This is a genomic window from Aureimonas sp. D3 (assembly GCF_001463805.1).
In the GTDB taxonomy this organism is placed as follows: domain Bacteria; phylum Pseudomonadota; class Alphaproteobacteria; order Rhizobiales; family Rhizobiaceae; genus Aureimonas; species Aureimonas ureilytica_A.
This window is the reverse complement of record NZ_BBWM01000051.1, coordinates 1-14,708: the sequence shown is the minus strand read 5'-3', so window position 1 is coordinate 14,708 and position 14,708 is coordinate 1. Positions and strand designations below refer to the sequence as shown.

General features: G+C 63.6%; 15 protein-coding genes. 8 read left to right on the top strand and 7 right to left on the bottom strand.

Features of this window, described 5'->3' with window-relative positions; all coding sequences use genetic code 11:
* Positions 1–28 precede the first annotated feature (28 nt).
* From AUL36_RS14840 to rnhA, 6 genes are all read left to right on the top strand, one after another.
* Complete coding sequence (locus AUL36_RS14840) at positions 29–907, top strand: cytochrome c oxidase subunit 3 (protein ID WP_062222005.1); 879 nt, start codon at positions 29–31, stop codon at positions 905–907.
* A gap of 99 nt (positions 908–1,006) precedes the next feature.
* Positions 1,007–1,399: a DUF983 domain-containing protein gene (locus AUL36_RS14835; RefSeq protein WP_062222003.1), complete on the top strand. Its 393-nt coding sequence runs from the start codon at positions 1,007–1,009 to the stop codon at positions 1,397–1,399.
* Positions 1,386–2,177, top strand: a complete 792-nt coding sequence (locus AUL36_RS14830) for an SURF1 family protein (RefSeq protein WP_244497138.1) — start codon at positions 1,386–1,388, stop codon at positions 2,175–2,177. The genes AUL36_RS14835 and AUL36_RS14830 overlap by 14 nt, the downstream gene beginning before the upstream one ends.
* Positions 2,178–2,232: 55 nt before the next feature.
* Entirely contained in the window at positions 2,233–3,261 is a 1,029-nt protein-coding gene (ispH, locus tag AUL36_RS14825) for a 4-hydroxy-3-methylbut-2-enyl diphosphate reductase (RefSeq protein ID WP_062222001.1), read from the top strand.
* Position 3,262: 1 nt separating this feature from the next.
* Complete coding sequence (locus tag AUL36_RS14820) at positions 3,263–4,243, top strand: homoserine kinase (RefSeq protein ID WP_062221999.1); 981 nt, start codon at positions 3,263–3,265, stop codon at positions 4,241–4,243.
* A gap of 5 nt (positions 4,244–4,248) precedes the next feature.
* Complete coding sequence (rnhA, locus tag AUL36_RS14815) at positions 4,249–4,713, top strand: ribonuclease HI (RefSeq protein ID WP_062222051.1); 465 nt, start codon at positions 4,249–4,251, stop codon at positions 4,711–4,713.
* Between the two features lie 9 nt (positions 4,714–4,722).
* Here the strand turns inward: rnhA and AUL36_RS14810 are convergent, their stop codons facing one another.
* Together AUL36_RS14810 and AUL36_RS14805 are read right to left on the bottom strand one after the other, a co-directional pair.
* A complete protein-coding gene (locus AUL36_RS14810; RefSeq protein WP_062221997.1) occupies positions 4,723–5,208 on the bottom strand; it encodes a peroxiredoxin in 486 nt (161 codons plus the stop codon).
* 27 nt (positions 5,209–5,235) lie between these two features.
* Positions 5,236–6,054: a protein-disulfide reductase DsbD domain-containing protein gene (locus AUL36_RS14805; protein ID WP_062221994.1), complete on the bottom strand. Its 819-nt coding sequence runs from the start codon at positions 6,052–6,054 to the stop codon at positions 5,236–5,238.
* A gap of 55 nt (positions 6,055–6,109) precedes the next feature.
* Here AUL36_RS14805 and AUL36_RS14800 point away from each other — a divergent pair, with 55 nt between their 5' ends.
* The gene (locus tag AUL36_RS14800) at positions 6,110–6,718 is read left to right on the top strand and encodes a YqgE/AlgH family protein (RefSeq protein ID WP_062221992.1); all 609 of its coding nucleotides are present in this window, start codon (positions 6,110–6,112) and stop codon (positions 6,716–6,718) included.
* 39 nt (positions 6,719–6,757) lie between these two features.
* On the opposite strand, the gene AUL36_RS14795 is transcribed toward AUL36_RS14800, so the two are convergent.
* Genes AUL36_RS14795 through thrC form a run of 4 tightly spaced genes read right to left on the bottom strand, consistent with a single transcriptional unit; the run spans position 6,758 to position 13,035 of the window.
* Positions 6,758–9,658 carry an EAL domain-containing protein gene (locus tag AUL36_RS14795; RefSeq protein ID WP_062221989.1) on the bottom strand — a complete coding sequence of 967 codons (2,901 nt, stop codon included), beginning with the start codon at positions 9,656–9,658 and terminating at the stop codon, positions 6,758–6,760.
* 8 nt (positions 9,659–9,666) lie between these two features.
* Positions 9,667–10,308, bottom strand: coding sequence for a GNAT family N-acetyltransferase (locus AUL36_RS14790; RefSeq protein ID WP_062221986.1), 642 nt, complete (start codon positions 10,306–10,308; stop codon positions 9,667–9,669).
* Positions 10,309–10,318: 10 nt separating this feature from the next.
* Positions 10,319–11,629, bottom strand: coding sequence for a M16 family metallopeptidase (locus AUL36_RS14785; RefSeq protein ID WP_062221985.1), 1,311 nt, complete (start codon positions 11,627–11,629; stop codon positions 10,319–10,321).
* The gene (gene thrC, locus AUL36_RS14780; RefSeq protein ID WP_062221983.1) at positions 11,626–13,035 is read right to left on the bottom strand and encodes a threonine synthase; all 1,410 of its coding nucleotides are present in this window, start codon (positions 13,033–13,035) and stop codon (positions 11,626–11,628) included. The genes AUL36_RS14785 and thrC overlap by 4 nt, the downstream gene beginning before the upstream one ends.
* Before the next feature lie 145 nt (positions 13,036–13,180).
* Between thrC and AUL36_RS14775 the strand changes: the two genes are divergently transcribed.
* Entirely contained in the window at positions 13,181–13,762 is a 582-nt protein-coding gene (locus AUL36_RS14775) for a hypothetical protein (protein ID WP_210168864.1), read from the top strand.
* A 22-nt stretch (positions 13,763–13,784) separates the two neighbouring features.
* Here the strand turns inward: AUL36_RS14775 and AUL36_RS14770 are convergent, their stop codons facing one another.
* Positions 13,785–14,468 (bottom strand): HAD family hydrolase, encoded by a 684-nt coding sequence (locus AUL36_RS14770; protein ID WP_062221980.1) that lies wholly within the window; start codon positions 14,466–14,468, stop codon positions 13,785–13,787.
* Positions 14,469–14,708: the final 240 nt, after the last annotated feature.

Sequence of the window (14,708 nt, the reverse complement as noted above, 5' to 3'; positions counted from 1 at the left end):
GCTTAGGGCGGTAGCGAGGGGGAGAGCGATGGCCGACACGACACACAAGCATCACGACTATCATATGGTCGATCCGAGCCCGTGGCCGGCCTTGGCGTCTCTCGGCGCGTTCTTCCTCTTGTTCGGTGCCGTGGCGCTGTTCCGTTTCCACGGTGACAAGACGTTCATCGTCTTCGGCGCCAATCTGGCGACGCCTTGGATTTTCTACATCGGCCTCGCGATCGTGCTCTACACTATGTACGCTTGGTGGTCGGATACGATCCGCGAAAGCCGCCAGGGCGCGCATACGCCCGTCGTCTCGATGCATCTGCGCTACGGCATGATCATGTTCATCGCCTCCGAGGTGATGTTCTTCGTGGCGTGGTTCTGGGCCTTCTTCGATGCCAGCCTGTTTCCCGGGGAAGCCATTCAGGCCGCCCGCGTCCAAGCGCTCGGCGGCGTCTGGCCTCCCAAAGGGATCGAAGTTCTCGATCCGCTGCATCTGCCGCTGTTCAACACGGTGACCTTGCTTCTGTCCGGCACGACCGTGACATGGGCGCACCATGCGATGCTGGAGGATGATCGCAAGTCGCTGATCACGGGTCTCGCCCTGACGGTGGCACTAGGTGCCATCTTCTCCTTCGTTCAGTATATCGAATATGCCCATGCGCCCTTCGCGTTCAAAGGCTCGATCTACGGCGCGACCTTCTTCATGGCGACGGGCTTCCATGGTTTCCACGTCTTCGTCGGCGTGATCTTCCTGGCCGTCTGCCTGATCCGCGCCATTCGCGGGCATTTCACGCCGCACAAGCATTTCGGCTTCGAAGCGGCTGCCTGGTACTGGCACTTCGTAGACGTGGTCTGGCTTTTCCTCTTCTTCGCCATCTATGTCTGGGGTGGCTGGGGCGGACAGATCCACGGCGCTTGATCACAACGCCCTCGCTTGATCTTGTGAAAGGAGGCGGCTTGGCCGCCTTTTTTCGTCGCAGGGTTCAAGCCAGGGAAACGCTTGAGGAGAGAAACGCTGATGGACGATTCTCGCCAACCCTATCCCGGCGTCGATCCGGCCCATGCCGCCATGTTCGGTCACTGCCCTCGCTGTGGGAAGGGCAAGCTCTTTGCGGGCTATCTCCGGCTCGAGCCGGTTTGCTCACGATGCGGGCTGGACTTGGCCAGCCTAGACTCGGCCGATGGACCCGCCTTCTTCGTGATGTCGATCGTCAGTTTCGTTGTGGTCGGTCTCGCCCTCTATACGGAGGTCGCCTACAGCCCGCCCATCTATGTCCATCTCCTTCTCTGGGTTCCGCTCGCGTTTCTCCTATCGGCCCCGCTCATGCGTCTTGCAAAAGGCTTGATGGTTGGCCTGCAGTTTCGATCCAGCGCCGCGGAAGGTCGCCTGCATCCTCATGACGATTCCTGACTCCGCCCAGAACGTGAACGAGAGCCAGCCTCGCCTCGGTCGCGGACGCATCATCTCGATCCTCGTTCTGGGCTCTGCGGCCTTTGCCGTCCTGTTGATGCTCGGTTCCTGGCAGTTGGAGCGTATGGCCTGGAAGGAAGGGCTTCTAAGCGCCATTGCGCAGCGCATCGAGAAGCCAGCCCAGACGATCGATGACATCCGGGACGCTCGAGATCGGGGCGAGGCGATCGATTATAATCCCGTCGCGTTGCGGGGGCGGTTCGATCATTCCGATGAGCGTTATTTCCTCGCGACGCGCAATGGCGAAGCGGGATGGCATGTCTATACGCCGCTCCAGATCGAAGGCTCGGATCGCTGGATTTTCGTGAACCGAGGGTTCGTGCCCTATGCCATGAAAGATCCCGCAAGCCGCATGGCGGGAAACCCTGTGGGGACGATGGATTTAACGGGGCTTGCTCGCGAAGCGCCAATCGAGAAACCCGGCTCCTTTCTTCCCGACAACGATCCCTCGCAGAACGTCTTCTTCTGGCGCAGCGTATCGGACATGGCCAAAGGGCTGTCGCTGCCAGCAGACAAGGTTCTACCCTTCTTCGTGGACGCAGGGCCGGGCGCGGCGGAAGGCGGCTATCCGATCGGCGGCGTGACCGTGGTCGACCTCCCCAACAACCATCTGCAATATGCGATCACGTGGTTCAGCCTCGCCGCCGCGCTGTTCGTCATGCTCGCGCTCTTCGTGCGCCATCTCCTGCGTGGCCGTCCTCGCGCGCCGATGGGTTGACAGAGGGGGGCTCCATCCCCTCATTCCCAAGCGAAACCGCTGCCCGGAGATTGCCTTGTCCGCGATCCAGACCAAGCCGCCCCTGACCCTGCGCCTTTGCGAACCGCGAGGCTTCTGCGCGGGCGTCGATCGCGCGATCCAGATCGTCGTTCTCGCGCTCAAGCGCTACGGCGCGCCGGTTTATGTCCGGCACGAGATCGTTCACAACAAATATGTGGTGGATGGGCTGCGCCAGATGGGCGCGGTCTTCGTCCGGGAACTCGACGCCATTCCCGATGACGGGCAGCCCGTCGTCTTTTCCGCCCATGGGGTCCCCAAGACCGTCCCGGCCGAGGCCGAGCGCCGCGAGATGCTCTATCTTGATGCGACATGCCCGCTCGTCTCCAAGGTCCATAAGCAGGCGATGCGTCACATGCGCCTGGGGCGAACCGTGCTGCTGGTCGGTCATCGCGGTCATCCCGAGGTCGTCGGGACGATGGGTCAGCTGCCCGAAGGTACGGTCGTCCTGATCGAGACCGAGGAAGACGTTGCGGCCTTTGAGCCGGCCGACCCCGCAGCGCTCGGTTTCGTGACGCAGACCACTCTGTCGGTGGATGATACAGCCGGTATCATCGCAGCACTTCAGGCGAAGTTCCCTCAGATGCAGGCGCCCGCCTCGGAGTCGATTTGCTATGCGACCACCAACCGGCAGGACGCGGTGAAAGCGTCCGCGCCCGGCACCGATCTCTTCTTCATCGTCGGGGCGCCCAATTCGAGCAATTCGCGCCGTCTGGTCGAGGTGGCCGAGAAGGCGGGGGCGAAGCGGGGCCTTCTCCTGCAAGGACCCGCCGATGTCCCGATGGATGACCTGATGCCCGGCCATGTCATCGGCATGTCGGCAGGCGCCTCCGCGCCCGAAGTGCTGACGGACGCGATCCTCGACGCGCTGCGCGAACGCTTCGACCTGCGCATCGAACTCGTGCAGACGGCAATCGAGAACGAGAACTTTCCGGTCATGCGGGCTCTGCGCGACGTCCCTCTGACCAAGGAAGACATGGCGTTCGTCAACGGCGATCGGCCTCTTGCCGGCGAAAGGACGCTTTGAGATGGCGGTCTATACCGAAGTCGGCGAAGCGGAACTCAGCGCCTTTCTGACGCGCTACGACATGGGCCGACTTCTGTCCTACAAGGGGATCGCGGAAGGGGTGGAGAACTCCAACTTCCTGCTGCGTTCCGAGGGCGGCACGTTCATCCTGACGCTGTATGAGAAGCGCGTGAACCGCGCCGATCTTCCCTTTTTCGTGGGTCTGATGGAGCATCTGGCCGGCAAGGGGCTGTCCTGCCCTCTGCCGGTGCAGCCGCGCGAGGGCGATGCGCTGGGTGAACTGGCAGGGCGGCCCGCTGCGCTTTTCACCTTTCTGGAGGGCATGTGGTCGCGGCGTCCGACGGCCGACCAATGCGGCGCGGTCGGCAAGGCCATGGCCGGAATGCATTTGGCGGCTGCGGACTTTCCGCTCCAGCGCGCCAACAGCCTGTCCGTCGATGCGTGGCGTCCGCTTCTCGACGCCTGCGGAGACGATGCGGACCGCGTCGAGGCGGGCCTTCGGGCCGAGATCGCAGCGGAACTGACCGAACTGGAAGCCGATTGGCCAGCCGATCTGCCCCAGGGGGTGATCCACGCGGATCTCTTCCCGGACAATGTCTTCTTCCTGCAGGGCAATCTATCCGGGCTGATCGACTTCTATTTCGCCTGCAACGACATTCTGGCCTATGATCTCGCCATCTGTCTCTGCGCATGGTGCTTCGAACAGGATGGGGCCTTCAACGTCACCAAGGGGCGCGCGTTGATCGAAGGCTACCAGAGCGTGCGTCCCTTGAATGCGGCCGAGCGGGAAGCTCTGCCGATCCTGGCGCGGGGAGCTTCGGTGCGTTTTCTGCTGACGCGCCTTTACGACTGGATCAACACCCCGGCCGATTCCTTCGTCACCAAGAAGGATCCGAAGGAATATCTGCGGAAGTCCCGCTTCCACCGTCAGGTGCGCAGCCTTGCCGATTACGGCGTCACCATGGATTCCCGGACGGCATGAGCGATCTGACCCACGTCGATATTTTCACCGATGGCGCCTGTTCGGGCAATCCGGGTCCGGGCGGCTGGGGCGCGATCCTGCGCTCGGGCGAAACGGAACGGGAACTGTCCGGTGGTGAAGCCCATACAACCAACAACCGGATGGAGCTTCTGGCCGCGATCGAAGGTCTTGCGGCGTTGAAGCGCGGCTGCGCCGTTCATCTTCATTCCGACTCGCAATATCTTCGGGATGGAATCACGAAATGGATTCACGGGTGGAAGCGCAACGGATGGCGCACGGCCGACAAGAAGCCGGTCAAGAATGCCGAGCTTTGGCAGCGGCTCGATGAAGAGCGCAACCGCCACGAGGTGACGTTCCATTGGATCAAGGGGCATGCCGGCCACCCCGAGAACGAGCGCGCGGACGAGTTGGCGCGCGCGGGTATGGAGCCCTTCAAGCGCAAGCCGGCGAGGGTGGCCTCGCCGGCCTGAGGTGACGGCTTAGAGCTGCGCCAGAAGCGCGGAAGCCGAGGAGGTTTCCGCCTGGCCCGGCGATTCCTCAATGTTGAGCGCGGCGACCGTTCCATCGCGGACGATCATGGAATAGCGCTTGGACCGAAGCCCCAAACCGCCGCCCGACAGATCGACATCGAGGCCGGCGGCACGGGTGAACTCGCCGTTTCCATCGGCCAGGAACAGAATGCGGTCTCCGGCATCCGTGGCCTTGGCCCAGGCCTTCATGACGAAGACATCGTTCACCGAGACGACGGCGATCGTATCGACGCCCTTGCCGCGAATTTCGTCGTTGAGTTCCAGGAAACCGGGCAGGTGGTTCATCGTGCATGTGGGCGTGAACGCACCGGGCACGGCAAAGAGCGCCACCGTCTTGCCGTTGAAAATCTCATCGGTGGACAGGGACTTGGGGCCGTCTTCGCTGGGCGTGCGGAACGTCGCCTGGGGCAGCTTATCGCCGATCGATAGGGTCATGGCATATCCTCTGGCATCTTGAGTCGGTCAATTCCGACCAACTGGAAGCGCGCGGATTAGCTCTGCCTTCTCCCCATCCGTCAACACAAGGTCGATCTTCGTCAGCTCCGCATCGGTGCCGGGTGTGGATAGGACCGGAATGTCGAGGGAAAAACCATGTGCGTCGGAGCCCGCGACCGGCACGCCGAAGCCCCAGCCTTCGGGTGCGGCCACAAAGGCGTCGGTTGGGGGCGGCCCCTCGCGCGAAGCGCTGGCGATATGCAGCCGGCCCTGCCGCATCGAAGCCTCGATGTCGTGCGGCTGAACGTCCTGTGGAAGCGCCGCCAGCGCGCGGCGCACGGCTGCTTGCGCGTTGAGGCTTGTCGAAGGCTTGGCTTCCAGTTCGACGTGAACAGGCAAACAAAGCTCGCGGCAGAGACCGATCTTGATATCGGCCCGCAGGATCGACGTTTCGCCCGGCTTCGCCTCGCCCATGACAACAAAGGAGACGGGCTCGGCATAGCCGATGCTCTCCATGTCACCCTCGCGAAATCGCGTTGGAACCGGCAGGCGAATACGAGCGTCTTCAACCCCGGCGCTGTTGTCGAGCTCGATCACCGGGGCAAGTCCCACCGGGCCGGGCGAGATCCAGTAAGTTTTCCAGCCCGGCTTGAGTTCGATCGAGATAGCGGCCTGAACGCGACCGTTCTCCTCTACGACGTCCAATCGCATATGCGCGCCCTCCACCTCGACTTCGGATGCGGCGCGGACAGGGGCGGCAGTCACCGACACAGCCGCTGGAAGCGCGAGGAAGAGCCAGCCCATTGCGAGCCTGTGCGGCAGCTGGAAAAAATCGAAACGCCGCATTTCAAAACCTCATGTCGCTGATGCAAAACCGGCAGGACAGCTTTATCTTAGGCTCATGGACTTCGAGAACATTCGCAACCGATCCGACGAAGCCTCTTCCCTGGAAGGGCACTTTCTCATCGCCATGCCGGGCATGGAGGACGAGCGCTTCTCGCGCTCGGTCGTTTATATCTGTGCGCATTCGTCGAGCGGTGCGATGGGTTTCATCGTCAATAAGGCGCAGCCGCTCAGCTTCGCAGCGCTTTTGACGCAATTGGAGATCGTGAGCGATCCCAACGAGATTCGCCTGCCGCAAAAGGGGCGGGAGGTTCCCGTTTGCCAAGGCGGGCCGGTCGAGCAGGGGCGCGGCTTCGTTCTGCATTCCGAAGATTACGATTCCGAGTCAACCGTCAGCGTCGATGATGGCATTGCCCTGACGCCGACGCTCGACATTCTGAAGGCGATTTCGAGCGGCGTCGGCCCGTCTACGGCGATCATGGTGCTCGGCTATGCCGGCTGGAGCCCTGGCCAGCTCGAATCCGAAATCGCCGCCAACGGATGGCTGACTTGCCGCGCCGATCTCGACATCGTGTTTGATGCCGAACTCGACAACAAATACACCCGCGCGCTTGCCATCCTCGGCATCAATCCCGCGTTTCTGACGAGCGAAGCCGGCCACGCCTGAGGCGTCGGCGGCTACGCCTTTCCGCAAGGGATAGCCGCCTCAGACGACGGCTGCCTTGCGGCCCTGCCGATCCTGAAGCCGCCGGCGCGCTTCCTCGGCGGTAAGCGGCGGCGAGAACATGAAGCTCTGAACATATTCGCAGTTCAGCTGGCGAAGCCGTTGCGCGTCGATCTCCTTATCGACGCCTTCGGCGACCACGGCGAGCCCGAGCTCATGCGCCATGGTCACGATCGACTGCACGATGATCTGCTTCTGCGGATGCGCGTCTCCGCGCAGGAATGTCTGGTCGATCTTCAGCGTGTCGAACGGAAAGCGGATGAGATAGGAAAGGGCGGAATAGCCCGTTCCGAAATCGTCCAGCGACAAGCCGACGCCCATCTCCTTGAGGCGCTCGAGAAGCTTGGCCGAGCGTTCGGGATTGTCCATGACGAGCGATTCGGTCAGCTCCAGCTTCAGCGTCTCAGGCGGAAGGTTGTAGCGTTTCAGAATGTGCCGGACATCGTTCAGCAGATCCTGGCGGATGAGCTGGCGGCTGGAAATGTTGACCGAGCAGAAGAGCTTGGATTGGCCCGGCAGCTTTTGCCAGTCCGACAAACGCCTTGTCGCCTCGTCCAAGGCGAACTGGCCGAGTTGCACGATCAGGCCGGTATTCTCGGCCATCGGGATGAACTCATAGGGCGAGATCGGCCCGCGCTTGGCGTGATTCCAACGTAGCAAGGCTTCGAAGCCGACGATCTCGCTCGACGACAGCTTCACGATCGGCTGGAACATGAGCGACAGCTCGTTGCGCCCGAAGGCACGGCGTAAGTCCGATTCCAGTTCGACGCGGCCCGAGGCGTGGGTCTTGTAGCCGGGTCGGAAGGGTTCGATGCGATCCCCACCGAGCCGCTTGGCCTGATACATGGCGAGTTCCGCGTCGCGCAGAACCTCGTCCGCGCTGGCGCCATCCGTCCATCCCGTCAGGCCGATCGAGGCCGTGAGGATGATATCGCGGTCGCCGAACGTGATCGGCGCACGAACGACTTCGCGCAACGCCTCGGCGAAGGAGCCGACCGCTCCGATCTCGGCTTCGGACATGAGGATCAGACCGAACTGATCGCCCGTCAGCCGGGCCAGCGAATCCTGGGGCTTCAAGACACGCTTCAAGCGCCGGCCGAGCGTGAGGATGATCGTGTCGCCGGTCGCCATGCCGAAATCATCGTTGACCTGCTTGAACCGGTCGATGTCGATGACGAAGAGCGTCGGCCGCACGTCCGGGTGGCTTGCGGCGAGGGCCGCGATGGAGTTCAGCCGGTCGATGAAGAGTTCGCGGTTGGGCAGGCCGGTCAGCTGGTCGTGCAGCGCGTCATGCAGAAGGCGCTCCTCGGCCTTCTTCCGGTCGGTCACGTCCTTGAGCGTACCGACGCAGCGCACGACCTCACCGTTCGAGCCGAGCACCGGCCGGGCCTGCAGGTTCATCCAGTGGTAATGCCCGTCGTCGCTCCGCAGGCGGAAATCCTGCGCGATGCGGCCACGACGATGTTCGAGGATCGTGTCGAGCGTGATCTTGAAACGGTCCCGATCGTCCGGGTGCAGGATGGGAAGCCAGTCCCGCGCCGGTCCGTTCATGGCTGCCACCGGCATCCCCAGGAGACCGTCCGTGTCGGAGCCCGCGAAGATTCGGTCACGCGCAACGTCCCAGTCCCAGATCGCATCGCCGGTTCCCGCCAGCGCCAGAGCGCGGCGCTCCATGTCGGACAGGAGCCCGCTGCCGAAACTGCCATTGCCGGCGAAGGCGTGTTGCATGACCGTGAAGCCGATGAGCAGGACGACGAGCACCAGACCGCCGCCCAATGCCGGTTGAATGATGTCGTTATGGATTTGGCCGGTGATCGTCAGCCATCCCGTGGCGAGCCACGCAATGATCAGCAGCCAGGTCGGGATCAGCATGATCGCCCGGTCGTAGCGCATGGCCGAGAGATAGAGGATCAAGAGGAGACCCACCCCGGCCGTGGCGGCCATGGACATGCGCGCGATGCCGGACGCCATCGGCGGATCGAACGCCGCGAGGGCACCGAGGCCGCCGAGGCCCACCAGCCAGAGTGCCGTGAACGCGGAGAGAATCCCGTGCCAGCGGTTGAGGTTCAGATAGGCGTAGAGAAACACGACCAGGGTGAAGGCGAGGGCCACTTCCGTGCCTGCGCGCCAGATGCGCTCCTCACCCGGCACGATGGGCACCAGCTTCTGCCAGAAGTCGAAATCGATGCAGATATAGGCGAGTACGGCCCAGGCGAGGGCGGCGGTCGCGGGGAACATGGGCGACCCCTTCACGACGAAGAGGATCGTCAGAAAGACCGCGAGCAGGCCGGCGATACCGAGCACGATGCCGCGATACAGCGTGAAGGCGTTCACCGTGTCCTTATAGGCATTGGGTTCCCAAAGGCGGATTTCCGGCAGCTTGTCGCTGGCCAGTTCCGCCACGAAGGTGATCACCGTGCCGGGGTCGAGCGTCACAAGGAAGACATCGGCTTCCGGGCTATCCTGCCGGTCGAGCGCGAAGCCCTCCGACGGTGTGATGGCGACGATGCGCTGCGAGCCGAGATCGGGCCAGACCAGCCCGGAGCCCGACAGCCGGAAATGTGGCGCGACGACCAATCGGTCGATCTGCTCGTCCGTGTTGTTGGCGAGCGCGAAGACGGCCCAATTTCCCGATGGATTGGACGAGCTGGACTCGACTTCGATCCGCCGCACGATGCCGTCCGAGCCTGGGATGGTCGAAACCTGGAAGTTCGCTCCACGCCCGCGATGGATGTCGATCGCGGGCGCCAGATCGATCGCTACATCCTCGCGTCCGATGCTGACGGGGGCGAACGCGCTGGCGGGCGTCGCACAGGCCCAAGCCAGCAGGAAGACGCCGAGCAGGCAGACGAGAAAGGCCGGGGATCGGGAGAGTTTGGGCATGGAAAACGTCAAGGTCTTGTCCCGGCGAGCGAAGGGGCGGACATCGAATCGGCATGATAACCGGCGCTGGCGGCCCAGTCTTCGGCCAACAAGGAATAGAGTAGGTGATCCTCCCAGACACCGGCTATTTTGAGATATTGCCGGAGATGGCCTTCCCGGCGAAATCCACAGGACTCAAGAAGGCCAATCGATCGGCCGTTGCGCGGAACACAGGCTGCTTCGACGCGGTGCAACCCTTCGATCTCGAAGGCGAAGATACAGATCGTACGAACCGCGCGGCTCATGATGCCCCGCCCTGCGTGGCGTTCGCCCATCCAATAGCCCAGCGTCGCCGATTGGGCCACGCCGCGCTGGATGCGTCCAAGCGTCAGGCCACCGTAGAGAACCTGCCCCGTTGGATCGAACACGAAGAAGGTATAGCTGCCGCGCTCCCGTGCATCGCGGCGGTAACGCGAAAGGCGTAGGCGGAAGGCCGGGCGGCTGAGTTCCCCCGGAGACCAGCTGGGCTCCCATGGCGTGAGAAAGGCTCGGCTTTCCTCCCGAAGCGCCCTCCAGCGCTCATAATCGCCGGGACGCGGCATCCGCAGCAGGATTCCGGGACCGTTCAGCACCGGCTGAGCCGATGCCTGAACCCAAGTCAGCCAACCCATCCGGCTGGGATCAGCTGACCGCAGCGGCGGCGCGTAGCGGGGCCGATGCGCTACGACCCGCCCCACCTTGCATCAAGGTCTCCGACGACGGCAAACGCGACACCGGACCGATCGCCGCAAGGGTCGGAACGGTGTCGATGAAGGTCGCTTCCGCAAGCCCTGCCAGACGCGTCGCCGTGATGGCGTCGAGCCGATCCAGCAACTCGGTATTGGCGATGATCGCACCGTTGAACATGAGTTGGCGCGCCATCTGGCCCGCGCGCGATGCCGGGCTTTCCTGGCTCATCAAGAGGCTGGAGCGCATCTGCGCGCGGGCCCGCACGACTTCCTTCTCGGTGATGCCGTCCGCTGCGCGAACCAGCTCCTCCACGATCACGGGCGCGAGCTCGGCCAGTTCTTCCTCGCCCGTCGCGGCGTGGACGCCAAAAATGCCGCTGTCGGAGAAGCTCCAGTGGAAGGCCGAGATCGCGTAGCAGAGCCCGCGCGTTTCCCGCACTTCCTGAAACAAACGAGACGACATACCGCCGCCCAAGATGATCGACAGGACCTGCGCGGAATAGAAATCGCGTTGGTAGTAGGGGCGACCCTTGAAGCCCAGCACCATCTGCGCGTCGGAAAGATCGCGTTCTTCGCGGAACTCGCCGCCCGTATAGAGAGCGGGCGTGCGTTCGGGCAGGGCGCCACCCATGGGCGCTTGGGCGCCGAATGCGGCCGAGACACGGTCCACGATGTCCTGATGCGACACGGCGCCGGCCGCCGAAACCACCATGCGGTCCGGCGCGTAATGGCGCGTGAGATAGGTCCGCAGATCATCAGGCGTGAAGGAGCGCACGCTTTCGCGCGTGCCCAGGATCGGTCGCCCGATAATCTGGTTGGCGAAGGCCGATTGCTGGAAATGGTCGAACACGATGTCGTCCGGCGTATCCTCGGCTGCGCCGAGTTCCTGCAGGACGACCTGTTGTTCCCGCTCCAGCTCTTCCTCGTCGAAGCGGGAATCGAGCAGGATGTCCGATAGGATGTCGATCGCCAGCGGCACGTCGTTTTTCATGACGCGGGCGTAGAAGGCGGTGGTTTCAACGCTGGTGGAGGCGTTAAGCTCTCCGCCGACATCTTCGATCTCTTCGGCGATCTGCCGGGCCGAACGGCGCGACGTACCCTTGAACGCCATGTGCTCGAGAAGATGAGCGATGCCGTGCTCGCGCTCGGTTTCGTCTCGCGCACCGGCCTTGACCCAGACCCCCAGCGCGGCGCTTTCCAGCGTCGGCATGGTTTCGGTCGCGACCGTCAACCCGTTGGAGAGGCGCGTGACCTCGACGCTCATGCTGCGGCCCCGTGGCGCACGGCGCGGCTGCGCTCACGGATAAAGGCTTCGATGGCATCGAGATCGTTCGGCAGAACGTCGAACTTTTCCTCCCTGCTCATCAAATCTCCATGGCTGGGCGGCAGCGGCGGCTCGACGCCGCAGGCCGCCTTCACCGAAGCCGGGAACTTGGCCGGATGCGCCGTACCAAGCGTGATCATCGGGATATCGCCCATATGCTGGTCCGCCACGGCAACGCCGACCGCCGTATGGGGGTCGAGAAGATAGGCCGTCATTCCGAGATAGGTCTTGATCGTTTCAGCCGTGCCGGCCTCGTCCGTGCGCCCGGCGTCGAACTCCGCGCGGATAGCCTGGATCATCGGCTCGGGCAGGGTGAAGGCGCCGGACTGGCGGAGTTGCTGCATCAGGCGACGAACCGTTTCCGCATCGCGCCCGCTCGCCTCGAACAGGAGACGCTCGAAATTGGAGGAAATCTCGATGTCCATGGAGGGCGACATGGTGGCGTGAACGCCTTCCATCTCGTAGCGCCCGCTTCTCATCGTGCGCTCGAGAATGTCGTTCTTGTTGGTGGCGATGATGAGTCGATCCACCGGCAGGCCCATGCGCTTGGCCGCATAGCCGGCGAAGATGTCACCGAAATTGCCGGTTGGCACGGTGAAGGACACCGTGCGGCGGGGCGCGCCGACGCTCGCGGCCGCCGTGAAATAATAGACGATCTGGGCCATGACGCGGGCCCAGTTGATCGAATTGACGCCCGAAAGAGCCGTTTCCGCGCGGAACTTCGCGTCGTTGAACATGCTCTTCACAAGAGCCTGGCAGTCGTCGAACGTGCCTTCCACCGCAAGCGCATGAACGTTCGGTCGTTCGGCCGTCGTCATCTGGCGCTGCTGGACGGGGGAAACGCGGCCCTTCGGGAAGAGAATGAACATGTCGGTGCGCTCGCTGCCCGCGAAGGCTGCGATGGCGGCGCCGCCCGTGTCGCCCGAGGTCGCGCCGACGATCGTGGCGCGGCGTTGACGCTGCGTCAGCACATGGTCCATCAGCCGCGCCAGAAGCTGCATCGCCACATCCTTGAAGGCAAGCGTCGGGCCATGGAACAGTTCAAGCACGAAATGTCGATCGCCGATCTGAACGAGCGGGGCGACGGCGGGATGGCGGAAGGTCGCATAGGCCTCGCGCACCATGCGCTCCAGATCGGCCTGAGCGATCTCGCCGCCCACGAAAGGCGTCAGGACCTCCAGCGCTACCTCGGCATACGGGCGACCGGCGAAGGAGGCGATAGTCTCGGGCGAGAGGGTCGGCCAGGTTTCCGGAACGTAAAGACCGCCGTCCGTCGCAAGGCCGGCCAGGAGAACGTCAGCAAAACCAAGGGTCGGAGCTTCGCCCCGCGAACTCACATATCTCAACGACAACTCCCGTGCGCCCTTGCGGGCGGCTTGCTTCGGCTCGGAGGAAACGGTCTTCGCTTCTCCATGCCAAGACTGGTCGCAACCTGGCTGGGTGCCTGATATAGACCGAGCGACACCCCTATGGGAAGAACCGCGGATGCATATGTCGAGACGCAGCCCCTTCCAGAATCTACTTTTTTTGACCCTGGCCGGCCTCAGCGCCGCCGGTTGCAGCACGTCGGGCGGAGGGCCGGCACCCGCCGCGCCTTCGTCCGCCAGCCTTCCGGCCTCGCCCGCGCAGGTCGCGAGCGCGGGAAAGGTGGCGGACTATTGCCCGCAGGTCGCCTTGCGCGAAGGCACCGCCATCCTGCGCAAAGGCTCGGGAGATTCAGTGGACTATGTCGCCTCCATCACCGGTACGACGCGGTCTTGCCGCGAGCGCGAAGGGCAGTACTTTATGGAAGTCGCGGTCACGGGCCGGGTCGTGCCGGGGCCGGTCTCGAAGGGCGGAACGGTCGATCTGCCGCTGCGCGTGGCAATCGTGGACAATGGCAAGCTCGTCTACAGCCAGCTGGGCCACCAGGGCGCGCTTCTGGATTCCACGGGCGGCGCGGTGAACTTCTCCTATATCGACCGCAACATCCGCTTCCCCAAGCCCGCCGGCAAGACGCTCACGATCTATGCCGGCTTCGACGAAGGGCCGCCAGCGCCGGCCGTTGCCGCCAAGGGCAAGACCGGCCGCTGAATGGTGCGACGGGGGCGGCCGGTCAGGCCGCTTCCCAATTGCTGAAAGCCTCCACGACGCCGGGAAATTCCGAGAGGCGACGGATCACGGTTTCCGCTCCCGCTTCGGCCAGCGCATGGCCGTGGCCGTCATAGCTGTGCTGTCCGCCGGTGAAGCCGACGACTCGGCAGCCCGCCGCAACGGCTGCGGCAACGCCGTGAACGGAATCCTCCAGAACGATGGTTTCGCGCGGCTCGGTCTCGAACTGACGGCAGCCATAGAGATAGACGTCCGGCGCGGGCTTGGGCCTCTTCGTGCCGACTTCGCGCGAGGCATAGACATAGGGGCGGAAACGGTCCCAGAGCTTGGTCGGCTCCAGAACGATCTTCAGCCGCTCGGAGGAGGAATTCGAGCAGATGGCGCGGGGCAGGTCGAGCCGATCGAGCATCTCATGGACGCCCGCAATCGGCGTGATCTCGGCGGCGAGGCGACGGTCGAGTTCCAGTCGCTGACGCTCGGCATAATCCTCGGGAAAACGAATTCCCGCTTCCGCCGTCAGGAGTTCGAGAATGCGGTCCTGCGTCAGGCCAGCGAAGCGCTCGGCGATCTCGTTGGCGGATATTTCATATCCCAACTCCTTCAGGAGCGAGGCGTCCACCTTGGCGGAGATGATTTCGGAATCGACGAGCACGCCGTCGCAATCGAACAGAATGAGGGAGAGTGCCATCGTGGCCTTTCGAGGTTCTGTGCGGGCCTCGGCCGAACTCGCGTTCCTGAGCCGCTCCCGGATGCTGTCGCGGCACCGGTTCGAGGGCCGCTCATGCTCCGCCGCGACGACGAAACCCAAATGAGACAGGGGCGGGCGGGGATGCGGCGGGGTTAGCACGCTTCGCAGCCGGAGGCCAATCGGCGGGTCACTTCATGGCTCGTTAACCCTCTTCGGTAACCATAAGCACATGAGGGGCGG